We start from the raw sequence: 20,551 nt of genomic DNA on the forward strand, positions 1-20,551 counted from the left end.
CCGTTCCTTCGCCCGCGCGCGTTCCTCGTCCCGGCGGCCGCCGCCGAACACCGCGTCGAACCTGTGCTCCGCGATCGTGTCCAGCAACGGCGTGGCCTGCAACGGGTTACGCATCCCGTCCGCCCGCTCTTCCAGACGGCCGTCATCGATCCAGTCCTGCACCCTCGCCACCACCAACCGCAACCCGTACTTCTCCACCACCTGATCGCGGAAAGCGAGCACCTCGGCGAAGTTGTGCCCGGTATCCACATGCAGCAACGGAAACGGCACCGGCGCCGGCCAGAACGCCTTGATCGCCAAATGCAGCAGCAACGTCGAATCCTTACCACCCGAGAACAGAATCACCGGACGGTCGAACTCACCCGCCACCTCACGAAAGATGTGAATGGCCTCGGACTCCAGGGCCGTCAGGCTGTCCAGGGTGCGCGGCTCGGCGACGGCGGTCACGCGTACACCGCCGAAACGGCGAGGTGCCGGTACACGACGTCGACGGACTGGGCGGTCGTCTGCGTGTGCGTGGCCAGGCGCAGGTCGGGGGTCACGGGCTCCTCGTAGGGGTCGTCGACGCCGGTCAGGCCGCTGAGCTCGCCCGCGCGCTGGCGGGCATAGAGGCCCTTCACGTCGCGTTCGGCGCAGACCGCGACCGGCGTGGCGACGTGGACCTCGACGAAGCGCACGCCGGCTTCGTCGTGCAACGCGCGCACGTGGGCACGGCTGTCGGCGTAGGGCGCGATCACGGGCACCAGCACCGTCACGCCGTGGCGGGCCAGCAGCTGCGCCACGAACCCGATCCGGGCGACGTTGCGCTCCCGGTCGGCCCGGCTGAAGCCGAGGTCCGCCGTGAGGTTGCGGCGGATCTCGTCGCCGTCGAGCACCTCGACGCGGCGGCCCTCGGCGCGCAGCCGCTCGGCGACACCGCGGGCGATCGTCGACTTGCCCGCGCTCGGCAGGCCGGTCAGCCAGACCGTGCTCCCGTGCTCCACGTTCATGACGCCAGCTCCCTGATCGGATGAGGGTGGTTTTGTTCGGTGAGGTACCGGGTCACCACGCCCGCGAGTCCCCGCGCTTGCGCCCGGATCTCGGGAAAGGCCGTGGTCTCCCAAAGGTTTCCGCGACGCGGGGCGCCCAACGTCCACAGTCCGCCCACCGCGCCGCGGACCGCGCCGTCGGCCGCGGTGTCGAAGCCGAGGCCCGCCGGTCCGGGCCGGGCCAAGCCGCGGTCGAGCAGGCTGCGCACGAGCGGATCGGCGACGCGCCTGAGATCGGCTTCGGCGCCGGTGCAGTTGACGACCGCGCCGACCGGCAGCCGGGTGCCGTCGGTCAGCGTGACACCGCCGGAGAACGAGCCCACGGAGCCGCGGCGGACGCGCACCAGCCCGGCGCGCCGCAATCGCGTCAACTCCGCCGCCGTGGCCGGTGGCAGCCGGTGCCGGCGCACGTCCCACGCGCGCACGTCGTCGGCAAGGAAGGCATCTTTGTCCTCTTCGGACAGCCGAGCCCACAGGTGCGCGGTGTGCGGCCGCAGCCCGTCGAACGCCCCTCGCCAGTCGCCCTGCCGCAAGACGGCGTCGCGCAGGTGGGCGGCGAGCTCGGCGCGCAACGACGAGAGTTCCGTGGTGGCACTCGGCTCCCAGGGCACGACGGGCGTCCCCGGCCGGTGCACGCGCGGCAGCAGGCCACGCCGCGACACCGCGTGCACGACCCGGCCCGGCCGGGCGAGCGTGATCGCGACGTCGACCATGGTCAGCCCCGTGCCGACGAGGAGCACGTCCTCGTCGCCCGGCACGGCCGCCAGCGCACCCGGTGCCCAAGGGTCGGGAACGAGCCCCGCCAGATCCGGCGGAACCCAGGAGGTGCCTGGTGGCTGAGTCCCGATCGCCAGCACCACGGCGTCCGCGGTGAGCGCCCGCCCGCCGGCCAGGCGCACGGTGCGGTCCGCGTCCACCGAGACGGCGCGGCCGCGCACCCGCTCGAGCCGCCCGGGCGCGGCGTCGCCGCACGCGCGCAGGTAGTCCTCGAGGTACCGGCCGAACAGGCCGCGCGGCACGAAGTCCCCGGGCTCGACGGGCCGTCGGTGGCGCAGCCAGCGCACGAAGCCGTCCGGGTCCTCCTCGTCGGCGCCCATCCGGCCGGCCGGGACGTTGAGCAGGTGCCGTTCGTCCGAAGTGGAGTACGCGGCGCCGCCCGGCCGGTCCGCGGACTCGACGAGCACCACGTCGACCCGGCAGCCGAGCAACCGGGCCGCGACCACGGTTCCGGCGGCACCGCCGCCGACGACCACCACCCGGCGCTTCACGACGCCACCGGCTCCGGTCGGCGCAGCCGGCGGAGCGCGCCGCCGAGCCACGCCGCGGTGGTGGCGAGCGCCAGCGCCGTCACGGCCGTCGCGGTGACGGCGAGCCAGCCCTGGCCGGACTCGCCCGTCGCGACCACGCCGACGAGATCGGCCAGCCGCCCCGTCTCGGAGCCGGCGGAGACGACCAGGGCGCCCGCCCAGCCCGCGACGGAGCCGAGCACCGCGGCGAGGTAGGCGGGGCCGCCGCGCAGCAGCAGTCCCCCGGCCAGCGCGACCACGGCCGTGGCCCACCACCAGCCCGGCAGCAGCGTCGCGAAGTCGAGCACACCGACGGCCACCACCACGGCCGGCCAGGCGAGCGGGCGGGTCGGACGGAACCCGTTCATCGGGTGAACCTCCAGGTCGTGGCCGCGGCGTCGGCGCGGCCGTAACTCATCGGGGACAGCCGGCCCGCCCGCCACTCGGCGAGCAGGTTGTCGTACCAGGGCGAAAGCGGGTCTTCGCTCTGCCCGCCGGGGTAGGTCGAGGCCGCCTGCCCGGTGCCCCAGTCCACGACGAACCGCCAGCTCGCACCGCCGGTGGTCACGTCGTTGAGCACCTTGTCGCCGTCGTGCAACGCCCCCACCGCGGCGTTCACCGTCTGGGCGTCGCCGCCGGAGGGGTAAGGGCCGTCGTTGAGCGGTGACGCGCCGAGCAGCGACTGGAAGACGACCGAGTGGTGCTTGCCGTAGGCCCAGCCGGCGAGGTCGGCGCCGTAGGTCTGGCCCAGGTGCGCCACGGTTTCCGTGAACGTCCGGCGCAGCAGCGCCGTCGGGTCGCCGATCGGGCTCGCCGACGGGTTCTGCGCGAACCAGCCGAGCACGGTGCCGGTGACGATCGGCGTCGCCGGGGTGGTGTCGAACGGTGGCGGCAACACTTCGTCGTCGGCAGCCGCCGGGCCGTGCCAATTCGGCTTCAGCGCCAGGTACGCGAGGTGGTCCTCGAGGTTCTCGAACACGGTCGCGGCGGCCGAGCCCTCGGCCATCGTGCCGTCCCACCGAGCCAGCAGGTCGGTGACCTGGCGCTCTTGCGGGGACAACGAAGTGCCCTTCACGGCGGAGAGCACCGCGGCGGTCAGCTGCACGGCGAGCGGATCGTGCCGGCTCGCTTGCAGGCGGCGGAAGTCGTCGGCGGTGAGCTTCGTGGCAGCGCCGAGCGTCCGGTTGATCTCGGTCGCCCGCCAGCCCTGGTCGACGAAGTTGTAGGAAGTCGAGTACTGGTAGGGATAATCGGCGCCGACCTCGCGCTGGTTGGCCGAGGCGAGCAGTCCCGACGGCGGGTTGGCCGCGTGCGGCAGGGCGTCGAACGGGATGGCGCCGGAGACGTCCGCCGAACCGTCGCCGGGCAGGGGAAGGCTGATTTCGTGGCCCTTCACCTGCGGGGCGACGCCCACGTCGAACGCGCCGATGTCGCCCTTGGCGTCGGCGAACACGAAGTTCACCGCCGGCGTGGCCCACGTGCGCAGGCTCGCGCGGAAACTCATGAAATCCTTGGCGCGCAACAGGTTCAGCACGTCGGTGATGTTGTCGCTCGGCAAGGTGCCCGCCCACCAGACCGACACCGTGCGGTCCTCGATCTGCATGATCGGCCCGTGCGCGGTCAGGGAGACGGTGTGGTGGACCGCGGGCGCGTCCTTCACGGCGATCGTGTAGTCGACGGTGTCGGTGCGGTGCCAGGCGCCGCGCCAGTAGTACTGGCCGGGCCGCGCCGGGTCGGTCTGCTCGAGGTAGTACAGCGTGGTCGGGTGCTGCGCGTTGGTGATGCCCCAGCTCACCGAGTCGGTGCGGCCCATCAGCGGCACGGGGACACCGGGGATCGTCGGGCCGGCGAAGTGGAACCCGGGGCTGTCGCCTTCGAGCTGGTACCAGATCGACGGCAGGCTGAAGTCCAGGTGCGGGTCGGCGGCCAGCAGCGGCCCGCCGCTCGCGGTGCGCGCGCCGGACACGACCCACGCGTTGCTGGCGCCGAAGTCGTGGACCTCGCCCTCGGGCAGCTTCGCGATCCGGTTCAGCAGCGGGGTCACCCCCGCGTCGCCGCCCTGGAACGACGCGGGCGCCACGCCGCCCGGCGCCGCGTCGCCGGCCGTGCGCAGCGGTGCGGCGTCGGCCCGGACGGGGGCGGCCGCCAAGGGCAGCGCCTGGTAGGGACCGGGGTCGTAGGGGTACTGCCGGTTCGCCGGGACGGCCGGGAACAGGGCGGCGAACGTGCTCGCGCCGAGGGCGTCCTTCGCGTGGGCGAAGGTGAGCGCGTCTTCGGAGAAGCTGAGGTTCTGCGCGAGCTGCCGCTGCAGCACCAGCGTGTCGACCGGCGTCCAGTGCGCGGGCACGTAGCCGGCGAGCTTGATCGGGGTGGGCAGGGCGTCGTCGGCCACGAGCTGGTCGAGGGCGGCGTTGACGCCGTCGGAGTAGGCGATCAGCGTGTCGCGGGTCTCGCCGGCGGGCATCTGCGCCCAGTCGCGTTCGGCGGCGCGGCGCAGCCCGAGGTCGAGCTCGAACTCGTCCGACTCGACCATGTCCGGGCCGAGCACCTCCGCCAAGGTGCCTTCGCCCTGGCGGCGCATCAGGTCCATCTGGAACAGGCGGAACCGCGCGTGCGTGTAGCCGATCACGCGCCACAGGTCGCCGTCGTCGGCCGTCTTCACGTGGGCGATGCCGTCGGTTTCGAAGCCGACGCTCGCGGCCCCGTGCAGACCGGACAAGGCCAGATCGGCGGAGGCCGCGTCGGCGTCGTTCGCGAGGTGCCACACGCCGGTGCCGGGGTTGAACGCGGCGCCCAGCGGTGGCAGGCCACCGGCGCCGGTCAGGACGAGCAGGACCACGAGCGCCGTGGCCAGGAGGCCGGCGCCGAGGTCGACCGCGCGCCGGATTCGCTGGCGGCGGGGACGGGGAACGGTCATCGGGCGGGTCCTCACTGTGCGCGTGATCCGGGCCCGACCATGAGACGACGGCGAGGACCCCGCGCACAGGTCCGGGCTTCCCCTGACTGCCACCCGCCCCCGGGGTGGTGCGACGGTGCGAGCGTCCGCGTCCCGTGCCGTCCCGAGGAGAGCCCATGCCCGAAACCCGGCCGCCGCGCATCCTGGCGCTGTGGAGCGCCCCGCGCTCGCGCTCGACCGTGTTCTTCCGCTCCATGCTCGAACGGCCCGACCTGGTGGCCCTGCACGAGCCGTTCTGCAATCTCCTCGACCACGGGGAGACCACTGTGGACGGCCGGGTGGTGCGCTCGGCGCCCGCGCTGATCGCCGCGATCCGCGAGCTCTCGGCCACGAAGCCGGTGTTCTTCAAGGACACCACCGACCAGCCGCACCCCGGCGTGCTCGCCGACGAGGAGTTCTTCCGCGAGGTCCGGCACACGTTCCTCATCCGGCGCCCCGACGAGGTCGCGGCCTCCTACTACGCGCTCAAGCCCGACATGGACGTCACCGAGGTCGGCCTCGAGCACCTGCACGCGCTGCACCGGCGGGCGCTCGCCCTCGGTGGGCCTCGGCCGGTCGTCGTGGACTCCCAGGACCTCGTGGACGACCCGGCCGGGATCCTGCGCGCGTACTGCGCCGAGATGGGGCTGCCGTTCCGCCGGGAGGCGCTCAGCTGGAGCGCGGGTGAGCGGCAGGAGTGGTCGCACACCGCCCGCTGGCACGGAGCCGTCAGCGGCAGTACGGGCTTCTCCACGACTGGCACGGTGTACGCGGACACGGCGAGCACGAACCCCGCCCTGGCGGGGTTCAGCGCGCACCACGAACCGTTCTACCGCGAGCTGCACGGTGAACGGCTCGCCGTCGGCTGAGGCGCCTGTCGCACGACGAAAGCGGCCGCCCCGGGGAATCCCTCGGGACGGCCGCTGTTCGTTGCGATGCGGGGAACCGTCAGAACACCACCGCGCGCCGGTCGATCTTCCCGTTCGGCGTGAGCGGCACGGCGTCGAGAGCGACCACGCGGCCCGGCACGAGCGCGGCGGGCAGCCGGTCGCGCAGGTGCGCGCGCAGCTCGCCGACGGTCGGCACCGCGGCGCCCGGCGCGACCACCACGTGGGCGGCGAGCACGCGGTCACCGCCGGCGCCGGTGTGCAGCCCGACCACCGCGCCGACCACGCCGGGGTGTTCCAGCACCGCCGCCTCGACCTCGCCCGGTTCCACGCGGTGACCGTTGAGCTTCAGCTGCGCGTCGGCGCGGCCGAGGAACTCGACCTCGCCGTCCGTCCGCCGCCGGGCCAGGTCGCCGGTGCGGTAGAGCCGCGCGCCGGGCGGGCCGAACGGGTCGGGCAGGAACCGCTCCGCGGTGAGCCCCGGCCGCGCCAGGTACCCGCGGCTCACGCCGGCGCCGCCGACGTACAGCTCCCCTTCCTCCCCCGGCGAGAGCTCGCCTCCCGCCGGACCGAGCACGTGCACGCGCTGGTTGCCCAGCGGGCCGCCGATCGGCGGAGCGCCCTCGCCCGGGACACACCGGTGGTCGGTGCAGCACACGGTCGTCTCCGTGGGGCCGTAGCGGTGGTAGACGCTCCGGCCGGGCGCCATCCACCGGTGCGCCTCGTCCTCGGTCAGGGCCTCGCCGCCGACGTGCAGCAGCCTCAGGTCCGGCAGCACGGCCGGGTCCAGCAGGCGCAGCACGGCGGGCGGGATGTCGCCCACGGTGACGCGTTCGCCGCGCAGCACGGCGGTGAGTGCCCGCGGGTCGACGAGCGTGAGCCGCGGGGCCTGCACGAGCGTGGCGCCGCTGGTGAGCGTGGTGAAGAAGTCGGACACGCTCACGTCGAACGCGGGGCTCGCGAACTGCAGCACGCGGTCACCGGGCCCGATGCCGTATTCCCGCGCCGAATACGCCACGAGGTTCACCACCGTGCGGTGGGGCACGAGGGTGCCTTTCGGCTTGCCGGTGGAGCCGGACGTGTAGATCACATACGCGAGGTTGTCCGGCCGCGCGCCGGAAGCGACGGGCGCCACCGGCTCGGCCAGGCATTCGCGCACGCCGGGGTCGTCGAGGCACACGGCGAACGCGTCGGCGGGCAGCCCGCCGGCGAGGTCGGACACCGTCACCACGAGCTCCACCGCGGCGTCTTCCACGAGGTACGCCAGGCGTTCCGGCGGGTGCCCCGGGTCGAGCGGCAAGTACGCGGCGCCGGCCTTCAGCACGGCGAGCAGCGTCACGGGCAGCCGGTCGCCACGCTCCAGCAGCACACCGACGACGGTCTCCGGCCCGGCTCCGAGCATCCGCAGGTGCGCGGCGAGCCGGTTGGCCTCGTCGTCGAGCTCGCCGTAGCTCAGCTCCGCGGCACCGAAACGCACGGCGGGCGCGGTGGGGTCGAGGCGCACGCGTTCCTCGAACAGCTCGTGCAGGCAGCGATCCGCGGTGCCGTAGTCCACAGCCGTCGCGTTCTTCTCGAGTACAGCGGTCATCGGGGACTCCTCACCCGGCCGGCGCCGGTTCGAGCGCCACCGCGGGCGCGTCCATCCGACCGGGCAGGGGGTGGCGGGCGCACAGCGCGGCCACCTCGGCCCGAACCCGGGTGCGCACGGACTCCTCCAGCACGAAGTCGCGTTGCCCCACCACCCGCAGTGAGGTCCAAACCAAATCGACGAGCTCCACGCAGCGGCGGATCGCCTCGGCGTCCATTCCCCGCTGCGCCAGCACGTTCGTGCCGAAGCGCACGCCGGAACCGACCGTGGGCGGCATCGGGTCGCCCTGGATCTTGTTGCGGTTGACGATGATGCCGCACGATTCGAGCGCCCGCTCCGCGACGAGGCCGGTCAGCCCGCGCACGCCGACGTCGACGAGCACCATGTGGTTGTTCGTGCCGCCGGTGAGCACGCGCCAGCCGCGTTCGGCGAGGCCGTCGGCGAGGAACCCCGCCGTGTCGAGGATCCGCCGCGCCAGCGCGCGGAACCCGGGGGTGTTCACCTGTGCCAGCGCCCGCGCCTTCGCGGCGACGCCGTTCATCCGCGGCGTGCCCTGGAAGTACGGGAACACCGCGTGCTGCACCATCGCCGACAGCGTGCGCCCGCCCCGCGGCGCCGGTGCGTCGGCGTCGCGGCCCATGAGCACCAGCCCGCCGCGCGGACCGCACAGCTGTTTGTAGGTGCTCGTCGTGGTGAAGTGCGCTACGTCGATCGGGCTCGGGTGGAGCCCGGCCACGACCAGGCCCGCGATGTGCGAGATGTCGGCGAGCAGGAACGCGCCCACCTCGTCGGCGATGGCACGGAACCGCGCGAAGTCGATCGTCCGCGGGTACGCGCTCGCCCCGCACACGATGAGCTTCGGCCGGTGCTCCCGCGCGAGCCGGGCAACCTGCTCGTAGTCCAGCAGGCCGTGCTCGTCGAGTCCGTAGTGGACGGCCGAGAAGAACCGCCCGGACCAGTTCGCCGCCGCGCCGTGCGTGAGGTGTCCCCCGGCGTCGAGGCCGAGCGCGAGCACCACGTCGCCGGGTTCGAGCAGGCTCGCCATCACCAGTTGGTTGGCCGTGCTGCCCGAATGCGGCTGCACGTTGGCGTACGACGCGGAGAACGCCGCCTTCGCCCGTTCCACGGCCAGCCGCTCCACCTGGTCGACGAGCTCGCAGCCGGCGTGGAATCGCTGGCCGGGGTAGCCCTCGGTGGTCACGTTGCTGCTCGCGGATCCCTCGCACGCCAGCACCGACGCGTCGGCGATGCTGGCCGACGCGATCATGGCGAGCACGTCGTGCTGACGGCGCTGCTCCCGCTCCAGGAGCCAGTGCAGCGCGGGGTCCGTTTCCTGGAGCTGGTCGACGCCGCTCGCGGCGTCCGCCCTCAGCTGGTCGCGACCCACGGCTGTCCTCCGTTCGGCTCGGTGAGCAGTTCCGCCACGGCCTCGTCGTCGAGGTCGTCGACCTCGAGCACGAGCGCGGCCAGTGCGGCGACGTCGACGCCCGCCTCGGCGGCGGCCGCCTCCACCACCCGCACCTGCTGGGCGACGGTCGGTGCCTCGAACACCGCGCGCATCGCCACTTCGACGTCGAGCAGCTCCCGGACCAGCGCGGCGATCTGCATCGCCGCGAGCGAGTAGCCGCCGAGGTCGAAGAAGTCGTCGTGCAGGCCGACCCGGTCGACGCCGAGAACCTCGGCCCACAGTTCGGCGATCACGATCTCGACCGGGGTCCCGGGCGCCACGTAGCCGGTGGCGAGCTCGGGACGTTCGGTCCCCACGGCCGGAAGCGCCCGCCGGTCGACCTTTCCGTTGGGGGACAACGGGATCCGCTCCAGCTCGACGAACACCGCCGGCAGCATGTAATCGGGCAGCGTGCGCCGCAGGTGCTCCCGCAGGTCGCTCGTGCCGACGCTGCCGGACACCGGCGTGTGGTAGGCCACGAGCCGGGACTCGGCGCCGTCGCGGTCGACGACCACCACGGCGTCGCCCACGCCCTCGTGGGTGAGCAGCGCCGCGGCGATCTCCCCGAGTTCGACCCGATAGCCGCGGATCTTCGCCTGCTGGTCGATGCGCCCGAGCAGCTCCAGCTCGCCGTCGTGGCCGTAGCGGGCGAGGTCCCCGGTGCGGTAGAGGCGGGCGCCCTCGGGCACGTTCGGGTACCGGCCGGCGTAGGGGTGGGGCACGAACCGCTCAGCGGTCAGCGCCGGGCGGCGCAGGTACCCGCGGGTCAATCCCACTCCGCCCAGGTACAGCTCGCCGGGCACACCCACCGGAGCGGGCCGGCCCGCGCGGTCGAGCACCAGCGCCTGCTGGTTGTCCATCGGGCGGCCGTAGGGAATGCTCGTCCACTCGGGGTCCACAGTGGTCACTTCGTGCAGGGTCGAGTGGATCGACGCCTCAGTGGCACCGCCCATCACCACCGGGCGCAGGGCCGGTGCGAGCCGCCGCACCCGCTCGGGCAGCGTGACCGAAACCCAGTCACCGCCGAGGAACGCAAGCCGCAGGGAGCTCAGGTCGACGCCGCGGGCGACGGCCGTCTCCACGAGCGCCTCCAGCAGGGCCGGCGCGGAGTTCCAGATCGTCACGCGGTGCTCGGCCACGAGGTCGGCCCAGTGGATCGGGTCCCGCCCGCGCGCCGGGTCACCGAACACGATCGCGCCCCCGGCGGCGAGCAGGCCCACCATGTCGTAGATCGACATGTCGAAGCTCGCGGACGCGGTGACGAGCAGGCGGTCCTCCGGGCCCGCGCCCGCGCGCCGGTTGAGGTCGGCGATGTTGTTCACCACCCCGCGGTGAACCACGGCGATGCCTTTCGGGCGTCCCGTCGAACCGGAGGTGTAGATGACGTACGCGAGGTTGGCCGGGTCCGTCCGCCCGTCGAGCGGCACGGGCTCCGGCAGGCCCGCGAGGCCGGCCGCGCGGACGCCGCCCAGCCGGGCGAGGCGGTCGGTCTGCCCGTCGTCGGCGAGCACGAGCGCCGGGGCCGCGTCGGAGATCATGAACTCGAGCCGCTCGTCGGGGTAGGCCGGGTCGAGCGGGAGGTACGCACCACCGGCGCGCTGGATCGCGAGGAACGCCACCACGCGATCGGGAGTCGGCCCGAAGCACGCGCCGACCGTGACCTCCGGGCCCACCCCCAGCGCGCGCAGCCGGCCGGCGACGTCCGCCACGCGCGCGGCAAGCTCGCCGTAGGTCAGCGTGCCGCCGGCGAAGTGCACGGCCGTGCGGTCCGGGTCTTCGGCCACCTGGCGGGCGAACAGGTCGTACAGCGTCCCGCCGGGTTCGGGCGCGGTCGTGGTGTTCCAGCCGGACACCGCCCGCTCCACTTCGGACTCGTCCAGCAGCGGCAGCTGGGACAGCCGGGTCTCCGGCTCGCTCACCGCGGCGTCGATCAGCCGCTCGAACTGGGCCCACATCCGGCGCACCGTCTCGGCGTCGAACAGGTCGCCGCAGTACTCGATGAAGCCTTCGAAATGGTCCCCCGCGTCCCACAGCTGCAGGTCGAAGTCGATCTGGTTCGCGGCGCGGTCCACATGCACCGACGACACCTCGAGCTCGCCGATCGCGGGCACCGGCATCGGCGCGTTCTGCATCACGAACATCACCTGGGTCAGCGGCTGGTGGCTCAGGTCGCGCTGCGGCGCGATCTCCTCCACGAGCCGTTCGAACGGCAGGTCCTTGTGGTCGAACGCGTCGAGCACGGTGCGCCGGACGCGGCCCACGAGCTCGGCGAAGGTCGGGTCACCGGCGAGCGAGGTGCGGAACAGGACGATGTTGATGAAGCAGCCGATGAGCGCCTCGACCTCCGGGGCACGCGTCGCGGCTCCGGTGCTCACCACGATGTCGTCGGTCCCGCTCCACCGGCCCAGCACGGTCTGGAAGGCGGCCAGCGCGGTCATGAACGGGGTCACCCCGAGCTCACGGCTGAGCGCGGTGAGCTTCGCCGACGTCCCGGGCGTGAGCCGGATCTGCTCCATCGCGCCGGTGAAGGACTGGACCGCCGGCCGCGGCCGGTCGGCGGGCAGCTCCAGCACCGGCGGGGCGTCACCGAGCTTGTCCCGCCAGAAGCCCAGCAGCTCGTCGAGGACTTCGCCGGTGAGGTGCTCGCGCTGCCAGATCGCGTAGTCGACGTACTGCACCGGCAAGTCGGGGAGCGCCGGCCGGCGCCCGGCCGCGAGCGCGGGGTAGGCCGCCGAGAGCTCGCGGACGAAGATGCCGCACGACCAGGTGTCCGACACCAGGTGGTGCATCGTCACGGCGAGCACGTGCTCGTCGTCCGCGAGCCGCAGCAGCGCGACCCGCAGCAGGCGGCCGGTGATGTCGAACGGCCGTGCCGCGTCGGTGTTGAGCAGCTCGACGAGCCGGCGCTCGTCGGCGGCCTCGGGAGTGCAGCGCAGGTCGCGGACCTCGACCGGCACCCGGTGCTCGGTCTCGACGACCTGCGCGGCGGCGCCGTCGACGAGGGTGAACACCGTGCGCAGGGACTCGTGGCGGCGCACCACCTCGTGCACGGCGCCGACCAGGGCGTCGATGTCCAGTTCGCCGCGCAGGCGCACGGCGAAGGGCACGTGGTAGGCGGCGCTGCCGGGGAAGAGCTGCTCGATGATCATGAGCCGCTGCTGGGCGAACGCCGTGGGGAAGGGAGTGAGAGCGTCCGGCTGGGTCATCGGTTCTCCAGGTTTCGGGGCGAGGTGGGGGCAGGGGCGGAAGGCCGGCGCCGCCGGCCGCGAAGGCTCGCCGCCCGCTCGGCGGTGACCGTGTAGCGGGCGCGGTCGACCTTCGCGACGGGCGCCGCCACCGTGGTGCCGTCCCCGGCGTCGACGTGCTCGGCGACGCGTTCGATCGTGAGTTCCTCGAAGAGCCGCTGCAGCGACAGCTGCACCCCGAAGGTCTCACGTATGCGCACCGACAGCCGCGACACCATGAGGGAGTTCGCGCCGAGGTCGAACAGGTTGTCCGTGCGCTGGACGGCCGCCGCGTCGAGCAGTTCGAGCACGATGCCGGCGACCTTCCGCTCGGTCTCGGTGGCCGGCGGTTCGGGCCGCGCGGCCGGCGCGGTCTCGGGCCGGGGCAGCGCCGCGCGATCGATCTTGCCGCTGCTGGTGAGCGGGAACTCCGTCAGCCACACGAAGTGCGCGGGCACCATGTACGGCGGCAGGCTCTCGCGCAGCGCGTCTCGCAGAGCGCGATTGAACACCTGGCGGTCGAACGCCGCAGTGTCGAGCCGGTTGCGCGGCTGGACGTAGGCGACCAGCGTGGCCGAGGCCATGCCCTGGTGCACGGTGACCACGGCTCGGCGGACCGCCGGGTGGCGGCCGAGCTCCGCCTCGACCTCGCCGAGCTCGATGCGGTGGCCGTTCACCTTGACCTGGTTGTCCGTGCGCCCCAGGAACTCCAGCCCGCCGTCCGCCGTCCGCCTCGCGAGGTCACCGGTGCGGTACATCCGGGCGCCCGGTTCGGGCGAGTGCGGGTCGGGCACGAACCGGTCGGCGGTCAGGCCCGGCCGGCCGAGGTAGCCGCGCGCCAGCCCGGCCCCGCCGATGCACAGCTCGCCCGCGACGCCCGGCGGCACGGGCTCGAAGGCGTCGTCGAGCACCGCGAGGCTCGTGTTGACCACGGCGGGTCCGATGGGCGCGATCCGGGTGTCCACTTCGGACACTTCGAGCGCGGCCGACCACACCGTGGTCTCGGTCGGGCCGTAGACGTTCCACAGTGGACTGCCGGTGGTCCGCAACCGCTCGCCCAGCGCGGGCGGCAGGGGTTCGCCGCCGCACAGCATCGTCAGTCCGGGGGTGCCGTCCCAGCCGGCGTCGCACAGCAGCTGCCAGCTCGCGGGGGTGGCCTGCACGAGGGTGAACAGCCCCGAGCCCACCCGGGCGCACAGCTGGTCGCCGTCGCCGCCGACCGATGGGGGGACGATGTGCGCCGTGCCGCCGAGGATCAGCGGCAGGTAGAACTCGAGACCGGAGATGTCGAAGGAGAACCGGGTGTGGGCCAGGACCCGGCCCCGCGCGGCGGTGCCGAACAGCTCCGCCATCCCGGTGAGGAAGTTGACGAACGCCGCGTGCGGGACGAGCACGCCCTTCGGACGGCCCGTGGAACCCGAGGTGTAGAGCAGGTAGGCCGCGTTGCCGGGCAGCACGACGACGTCCGGGGCGGTGCCGGGTTCGGCGGCGACCTCGGCGCGCACGGTGTCGCAGGCCAGCACCTCGACCCCCGGTGCCCGCACCGCGTCGGCGAGGCCGGCGTGGGTCACCACCAGCGCGGCGCCGGAGTCGCCGAGCATGAGCTGCTTGCGCCCGGCCGGAAGGTCGGGGTCGACGGGCAGGTAGGCACCACCGGCCTTCAGCACGGCCAGCAGCGTGACGGCCAGGTCGAGACCGCGCGGCAGGTGCACCGCGACGATCCGCTCGGGGCCCGCCCCCAGCCGGCGCAGGTGGTGGGCGAGCCGGTTGGCCGCCGTGTCGAGCTCCGCGTACGTCAGCGTCTCCGTGTCCAGCAGCAGCTCCGGCACGTCCGCGGCCCCGGCGGGCAGCACCCGGTCATCGAAGGTGACGGCCGGGGCGTCCGGGGTGCGCCGGGCCTGGGCCGCAACGCGCTCGTGCACCGGCAGCTCCGGTCCGTACGGGGTCGCCGGGCGGGTCCCCGCGGCCAGCACTCGCGCCCGCTCGTCGTCGCCCAGCAGCGGCAGCAAGCCGACCGGAGTGCCGGGCGCCGCGGCGATCCCGGCGAGCAGCAGCCGCAGGTGACGGCTCAGACGTTCGGCGGTGGCCTCGTCGAACAGCCCGCTGTCGTACTGGAGCAGACCGGCGAAGCCGGCGCCGGTCTCGGCGAAGCTGAGCTGCAGGTCCATCTGTGCCCCGGCCGCGGGCAGCGGTACCGGCCGGAGTTCGAGGTCCGCGAGCTCGAACCGGCCGTCCGGCGCGCCGACCGCGAACGAGCCCAGACTGCCCTGCAGGGTGAACAGCGCCTGCACGAGCGGAGAGCGGCTGAGGTCGCGCGGCACCTGCAGCCGGCGGACGAGCTCGACGAACGGCAGGTCGGCGTGGGCGAGCGCGCGCGGCACGTCCCGCGCGGCGGTGGCGAGCAGCGTGTCGAACGACGCGGCGGGGTCGATCGCGGCCCGCAGCGGGACGGTGTTCACGAACGACCCGACCACGGCGCCGAGCCGCGCGTCGGACCGGCCGTGCACCGGTGACCCGACGACCAGGTCGCGGCGGCGGGTGTAGCGGGCGAGCAGGATCTGGTACGCGGTGAGCAGCACGACGTACACGGTGGTCCCGGCCGCCCGCGCCAGTTCGGTGAGCGCCGCCGAAACGTCGGCCGGCACGGTGAACCGCACCGCCCCGCCGCGGAAGCCCTGCTCGGGCGGGCGCGGCCGGTCCGTCGGCAGGTCGAGGGCGAGGGGCACGCCGGCGAGCCGCTCGCGCCAGAACTCCCACTGCCCGTCCGTCGCGGGCGCCGGTGCCGCCCTCCGGCGGGCGAGCGCGGCCGGGAACCCCTCGACCGGAGGCAGGGCGGCGGCGGGACCGCCGGTTTCGGCGCGGTACAGCGCGCCGAGCTCCCGCAGCAGCACCTCGACCGACCACAGGTCGGCCACCAGGTGGTGGACCGTCAGCACGAGGTGGTGCCGCTCCGGCGCCCTCCGGACGACCGACAGGCGCAGCAGCGGCCCGTTCTCGACGTCGAGCGGACGGTGGGCCAGCTCTGCGGGATCGCCGTCGTCGAGCACCTCGAACACCGGCGCCAGCCGCTCGTGCACGCGTTGCACCGGCTCGTCGCCGACCGTGGGAAAGGTGGTGCGCAGCGCGGCGTGCCGCTGGGCGAGCCGGTCCGCGGCCCGGCCCAGCGCGGCGGGATCGAGCGCGCCGCGCACCTCGGCCGCGCCCGCGATCAGGTAAGCGGCCTCGGCCGGCGCGAGCTGGTGCAGGAACCACATCGCGCGCTGCGCGTCGGACAGCGGGTGGTCGCCGGCCTCCTCGACGCCGGCGCCCGTCCCGGCCGCCTCGTGCGCGGTCGCGGCCAGCTCCTCGATCGAGGAGTACAGGGCGTCGGTCACGACGGCGCCGAGGCGCGTCTGCACGCGGTGCTGCACGGTCACGGCGCCGAGCGAGTCGAGGCCCAGCCCGACGAGCGGGCGGTCGGTCGGCACGGCCTCGGCGGCGACCCCGAGCTCGGCGGCGATCTCCGCGCGCAGCACCGCCACGAGGTCGCCCGGCGCTGCCTCGGCGACCGCGACCGGAGCGTCCACTTCGGACACGCGAGCCAGTTCGAGCAGCGTGCCGGCGAGATAGGCCTCGCGGCAGGCGTGGCGGGCGACCTTGCCGCTGGACGTGCGGGGCAGCGACGCCTGCCGGATCAGCACCACGGCGTGCGGGCGCACCTCGTGCCGCTCGGCGATCCCGGCGCGCACGCGGGCGGCGACCGCTTCGAGGTCGGTGCCGTCGTGGCCGCGGACCTCGTGCACCAGCACCAGGTTCTCCTCGCCCGCCGCGGTCCGGACGGCGAAGGCCGCGCCGCCGTGCGGGCGAAGCACCGGGTGGATCTCCTCCGCGGACTGTTCGAGGTCCTGCGGGTAGTGGTTGCGGCCGCGGACGATGATCAGGTCCTTGCTGCGGCCGGTCAGGTAGAGCGCGCCGTCGCGCAGCAGGCCGAGGTCTCCGGTGCGCAGGAACTCCGGCCCGTCCGAGCCGGCCAGGCGGGCGCCGAACGTCCGGTCGTCGGGCCGGTTCCAGTAGCCCCGCGCCACGCTCGCGCCGGAGATCCAGACTTCACCGACCTCGCCCTCTTCGCGGACCACGCCGGTCTCCGGGTCGACGATCTCGACCCGCTGCTCGGCGGGCAGCTCCCCGCTGGCGACGAGCTCACCGCCACCCGCCGGCCCGGCCGTGGTGCGGAAGCCCGCGCCGATCGGCTCGGCGGTGACGATCAGGGACGCCTCGGCGAGGCCGTAGCACGGCATGAACGCCGAGCGGCGGAACCCGCTGCCGGCGAACGTCTCGGCGAACCGCGTCAGCGTGGCCGGGCGCAGCGGTTCCGCGCCGTTGTAGGCGACGGTCCACGAGGACAGGTCCAGCCGTGCCCGCTGCTCCTCGGTGATCCGGTCGCTGCACAGGTCGTAGGCGAAGTTCGGGCCACCGCTCGCCGTCGCGCGTTCGTCGCTGATCAGTTCCAGCCAGCGGAAAGGGTCCCGGGCGAACGTCGCCGGCGCGGTCAGGGTCATCGACCCCCCGCTGCGCACGGTGCCGAGCACGGAGCCGATCAGGCCCATGTCGTGGTACATCGGCAGCCACGACACCCCGCGGAAGTCTTCGCCGAGGCCGAACAACCGGCCGATGAGCGCGGTGTTGGCGAGCAGGTTCCCGTGGTCCAGCACGACACCGCGCGGGGTTGCGGTGGAACCCGAGGTGTACTGGAGGAACGCGATCGCGTCGTCGGCCAGGTCCGGCGGCGTGAACCGTGCGGCTTCGACGTCGTCGGTGGTGACCAAGCGCAGGCCGGCGAGGGCGGGCGTGGTGGTCAGGCGGGGCGTGAGGCGGGCGGCCAGCGCCGTCGTGGTGAGCGCGGTGCCGGCGCCGCTGTCGGCGAGGATCGCGGCGACCCGCTCGACCGACCGGGGGTGCCGGGTCGGCGGGTAGGCGGGCACCGCGATCACTCCGGCGTAGAGGCAGCCGAAGAAGGCACTGACGTAGTCGAGCCCGGCCGGGAACAGCAGCAGCACCGGCCGCCCGGCCAGGCCCAGCTCGGCGAGCCGGGCGCCGATCGCCCGCGCGCGGGCGTCGAGCCCGGCGTAGGTCAGGAGCCCGGCGCGACCACCGTCCTCCCCGCGGAACGAGAATGCGGTCTTGTCCGGGTGCCGCGTCGCGGCGCCTTCGAGCACATCACGCCAGTTCATAGAGAGCCCTCACCGGATCGGATCGTGGATCGCGCCGGCCCGGGCCGGCTGCCTCGCAGATGGACTTCCAGCGTGTCCCGCCCGGGCGGCCACCGCGATCGGGGCTTTCCCCGACTCCCGCGTCCGCGCCGCGAGCGCGAAAGTGGCGCACGCTGCCGTCCTGCGCCCGCCGGAGGAACCGATGACCGACACCGTGGCCACGCCCGCCGCGCTCCCCCTGCGCCGCACCGGTTTCGCGGCGTTGTGGACCGGGGACCTGGTGTCCCAGCTGGGATCCCAGATCACGCTCTTCGTGCTGCCGCTCCTGGCCGTCACCGCCCTGCACGCCGACGGCGGCCAGGTCGGCCTGCTGCAGGCGCTCTACCTCGCCCCCGTCGTCCTCGTGCCCCTCGTCGGCGGGCTGTGGCTCGAGCGGCGCGCGAAACGGCCGGTGATGATCACGCTGGACCTGGTCCGCGCCGTCCTCGTGACGTCGATCCCGCTGCTCTGGCTGACCGGGACGGCATCGCTGACGCTCGTCTACGTCGTCGCCTTCGCCGGCGGGTCGATGAGCGTGCTGTGCGACATCGCCGCCACCTCGTACGTGCCGCACCTCGTACCCGGCGAGCAGCTCGCCTCGGCCAACGGCGCGCTGTCGGCGAACCAGGCGACCGGCGCGGCGATCGGCCCGGCCGTCGCGGGCTGGCTCGCCGGCGCGTTTGGGCCGGTCGCGTTGCTGTTCGACGCGCTCACCTACGTCTTCTCGGCCGTCGCGCTGGCCGGGGTCCGGCACCGCGAGCCGATCCCGGCCCGGCCCGCGCGCCGCGACCTGCGGCGCGAGCTGCGGGACGGCTTCACCGCGGTCTGGGGCGAACCGCGGTTGCGGGCCCTCGTACTGCACGCGGCGCTGTACAACGCGTCGATCGAGCTCGTGACCGTCGGCTTCCTCGTGTACTTCGTCCGCGACCTCGGCCACTCCGGCGCCGCCTACGGCGTGCTGATGGCGATCGCCGGTGCCGGCGCCGTGACGGGCGCGCTCCTCGGGCCGAGGCTGCTCGGCCGGGTCGGCTACGGCCCGGCCGCGGTGACCGGCTTGGCGTTCTCCACCACCGGTTACGTCCTGCTCCCCACCGGCGTCCCGGTGCTGTGCGGGATCACCTTCTTCCTCGCGACGGCCGGCGCGGTCAGCACCAGCGTCGTCGCGGTCACCCTGCGCCAGCGGCTCACGCCGCCGGAGCTCTACGCGCGCGTCAACGCGACCTACCGGCTGCTCGGCTCCGGCACGCTGCCCTTCGGGGCCGGAGCCGCGGGGCTCATCGTCGACGCGTTCGGCGCGCGGACCGCGCTCTGGGCGGCTCCCGTGGCGCTCGTCTGCTCAACCCTGCCCGTGCTCACCAGTTCCCTGCCCCGGACGAGGAAGGTCCCATGACCGCCAGCACCACCGCCGACCTGGCCGATCCCCGCACCCACACCGACCCCGGCCGATTCGAGATGTGGCGCCGGCTGCGCACCGAAGATCCCGTGCTGTGGCACCCGGTTTCCGGGCCCGGGCGCGGGTTCTGGGTCATCTCGCGGTACGAAGACGTCCAAGCCGTGTACCGCGACGACCGGCGGTTCACCTCCGAACGCGGCAACGTGCTCGACACGCTGCTGCGCGGGCACGACAGCGCCGCGGGCAAAATGCTCGCCGTCACCGACGGCGAACGTCACCGCGACGTCCGCAACACCCTGCTGAAGTCGTTCTCCCCGCGCGCGCTGGGACCGGTGGTCGAGAAGGTCCGCGCCCGCGCCCGCGGGCTGCTGGCCTACGCCGTGGCCCGTGGCGAGACCGACTTCGCGACCGAGGTGGCCGAGCGGATCCCGCTCGCCACGATCTGCGATCTGCTCGGCGTGCCCGAGCAGGACCGGCCGTACCTGCTGTCGCTGTCCAAAACGGCGTTCAGCGCCGACGAGGCCGACGCCGACGAGAGGGAGGTGTGGCGGGTCCGCAACGAGGTGCTGATGTACTTCTCGCGGCTGGCCTCGATCCGCCGCGCGGCGCCGGAATCGGACATGATCAGCGTACTGGCCACGTGCACGGTGCGCGGCGAACCCTTGACCGAAGAGGAGATCGTCCTCAACTGCTACAGCCTGATCCTCGGCGGCGAAGAGACGAGCCGGCTCGCGATGATCGGCGGGGTGCGCGAGCTGAGCCGGAACCCGGAGCAGTGGGCAAGCCTGCGCGACGGGTCCGTGCCGGTCGCCTCGGCCGTGGAGGAGATCCTCCGCTGGACCACCCCGTCGCTGCACTTCGGCCGCCGTGCGGTCGAGGACGTCGTGCTCGACGACCTCCTGATCGCCGCCGGCGACGCGGTCACGCTGTGGAACGTCTCCGCCAACCGCGACGAAAGCGTGTTCCCCGACGCGGACGTGTTCGACCTGGCCCGCACGCCCAACAAGCACCTCACTTTCGGCTTCGGCCCGCACTTCTGCCTCGGGGCGTTCCTGGCCCGCGCCGAGATCACCGCCGTCGTCGAAGGCCTGCGGGACCTCGTCGACACGATCGAGCCCGCCGGCCCGGCACTGCCGATCTACTCGAACTTCCTGGCCGGGTACCGCAGCCTGCCGGTGCGGTTCGTCCCCCGCTCCTGAGCCCGGCGACACGGAAAAGACGACCCCCCGGATCCGCGGATCCGGGGGGTCGTCGCACCGCGGGTGACCAGCCGGTTTCGGCCATCAGTTCAGCGAGACGCTCGGCTGGGGTGTCCCAGGCGAGCGTTTTGCGTGGGCGGCCGTCGAGTCCGACCGCGACCGACGCATTCTCGCGCAGCCGGTCGGTGCCGTGGCTGCGCTCGTCCTCGCGCAGATACCGGGAGACAGCATCGGGCGGTACCACCGAGCGAATCGGTGGTACCGCCCGATGCTTGCCCGACGCTTGGCGTCCGTTACGCCAACGCTTCCCGGTCATGCACCCAAGATCACCGGTGG

General features: G+C 73.7%; 12 protein-coding genes. 3 read left to right on the forward strand and 9 right to left on the reverse strand.

Features of this window, described 5'->3' with window-relative positions; all coding sequences use genetic code 11:
- The 5 genes from AB0K15_RS37790 to AB0K15_RS37810 all read right to left on the reverse strand — a co-directional run.
- A partial coding sequence (locus tag AB0K15_RS37790) for a phosphoadenosine phosphosulfate reductase family protein (RefSeq protein WP_364062033.1) occupies window positions 1-447 on the reverse strand: 447 nt, incomplete at its 3' end.
- Entirely contained in the window at window positions 444-989 is a 546-nt protein-coding gene (cysC, locus tag AB0K15_RS37795; RefSeq protein ID WP_364062036.1) for an adenylyl-sulfate kinase, read from the reverse strand. The genes cysC and AB0K15_RS37790, both read right to left, overlap by 4 nt.
- Window positions 986-2,296 carry an FAD/NAD(P)-binding protein gene (locus tag AB0K15_RS37800; RefSeq protein WP_364062039.1) on the reverse strand — a complete coding sequence of 437 codons (1,311 nt, stop codon included), beginning with the start codon at window positions 2,294-2,296 and terminating at the stop codon, window positions 986-988. Before AB0K15_RS37800 ends, cysC begins: the two co-directional genes overlap by 4 nt.
- Window positions 2,293-2,682 (reverse strand): hypothetical protein, encoded by a 390-nt coding sequence (locus tag AB0K15_RS37805; protein ID WP_364062042.1) that lies wholly within the window; start codon window positions 2,680-2,682, stop codon window positions 2,293-2,295. Before AB0K15_RS37805 ends, AB0K15_RS37800 begins: the two co-directional genes overlap by 4 nt.
- A complete protein-coding gene (locus AB0K15_RS37810) occupies window positions 2,679-5,231 on the reverse strand; it encodes a penicillin acylase family protein (protein WP_364062045.1) in 2,553 nt (850 codons plus the stop codon). The genes AB0K15_RS37805 and AB0K15_RS37810 overlap by 4 nt, the downstream gene beginning before the upstream one ends.
- Before the next feature lie 155 nt (window positions 5,232-5,386).
- Between AB0K15_RS37810 and AB0K15_RS37815 the strand changes: the two genes are divergently transcribed.
- Window positions 5,387-6,118: a sulfotransferase family protein gene (locus AB0K15_RS37815; protein WP_364062048.1), complete on the forward strand. Its 732-nt coding sequence runs from the start codon at window positions 5,387-5,389 to the stop codon at window positions 6,116-6,118.
- Between the two features lie 79 nt (window positions 6,119-6,197).
- Here the strand turns inward: AB0K15_RS37815 and AB0K15_RS37820 are convergent, their stop codons facing one another.
- From AB0K15_RS37820 to AB0K15_RS37835, 4 genes are read right to left on the reverse strand one after another with little or no spacing between them, the layout of a single operon-like run.
- Window positions 6,198-7,724, reverse strand: a complete 1,527-nt coding sequence (locus AB0K15_RS37820; RefSeq protein ID WP_364062051.1) for an amino acid adenylation domain-containing protein — start codon at window positions 7,722-7,724, stop codon at window positions 6,198-6,200.
- A 10-nt stretch (window positions 7,725-7,734) separates the two neighbouring features.
- Window positions 7,735-9,111 carry a serine hydroxymethyltransferase gene (glyA, locus tag AB0K15_RS37825; protein ID WP_364062054.1) on the reverse strand — a complete coding sequence of 459 codons (1,377 nt, stop codon included), beginning with the start codon at window positions 9,109-9,111 and terminating at the stop codon, window positions 7,735-7,737.
- Window positions 9,093-12,377 (reverse strand): amino acid adenylation domain-containing protein, encoded by a 3,285-nt coding sequence (locus tag AB0K15_RS37830; protein ID WP_364062057.1) that lies wholly within the window; start codon window positions 12,375-12,377, stop codon window positions 9,093-9,095. Before AB0K15_RS37830 ends, glyA begins: the two co-directional genes overlap by 19 nt.
- Complete coding sequence (locus AB0K15_RS37835) at window positions 12,374-17,605, reverse strand: amino acid adenylation domain-containing protein (RefSeq protein ID WP_364062060.1); 5,232 nt, start codon at window positions 17,603-17,605, stop codon at window positions 12,374-12,376. Before AB0K15_RS37835 ends, AB0K15_RS37830 begins: the two co-directional genes overlap by 4 nt.
- A 181-nt stretch (window positions 17,606-17,786) precedes the next feature.
- Between AB0K15_RS37835 and AB0K15_RS37840 the strand changes: the two genes are divergently transcribed.
- Window positions 17,787-19,013 carry an MFS transporter gene (locus AB0K15_RS37840; protein WP_364062063.1) on the forward strand — a complete coding sequence of 409 codons (1,227 nt, stop codon included), beginning with the start codon at window positions 17,787-17,789 and terminating at the stop codon, window positions 19,011-19,013.
- Complete coding sequence (locus AB0K15_RS37845; RefSeq protein WP_364062066.1) at window positions 19,010-20,215, forward strand: cytochrome P450; 1,206 nt, start codon at window positions 19,010-19,012, stop codon at window positions 20,213-20,215. Before AB0K15_RS37840 ends, AB0K15_RS37845 begins: the two co-directional genes overlap by 4 nt.
- Window positions 20,216-20,551 lie beyond the last annotated feature (336 nt).

It is taken from the genome of Amycolatopsis sp. NPDC049253 (assembly GCF_040678995.1).
GTDB lineage: Bacteria > Actinomycetota > Actinomycetes > Mycobacteriales > Pseudonocardiaceae > Amycolatopsis.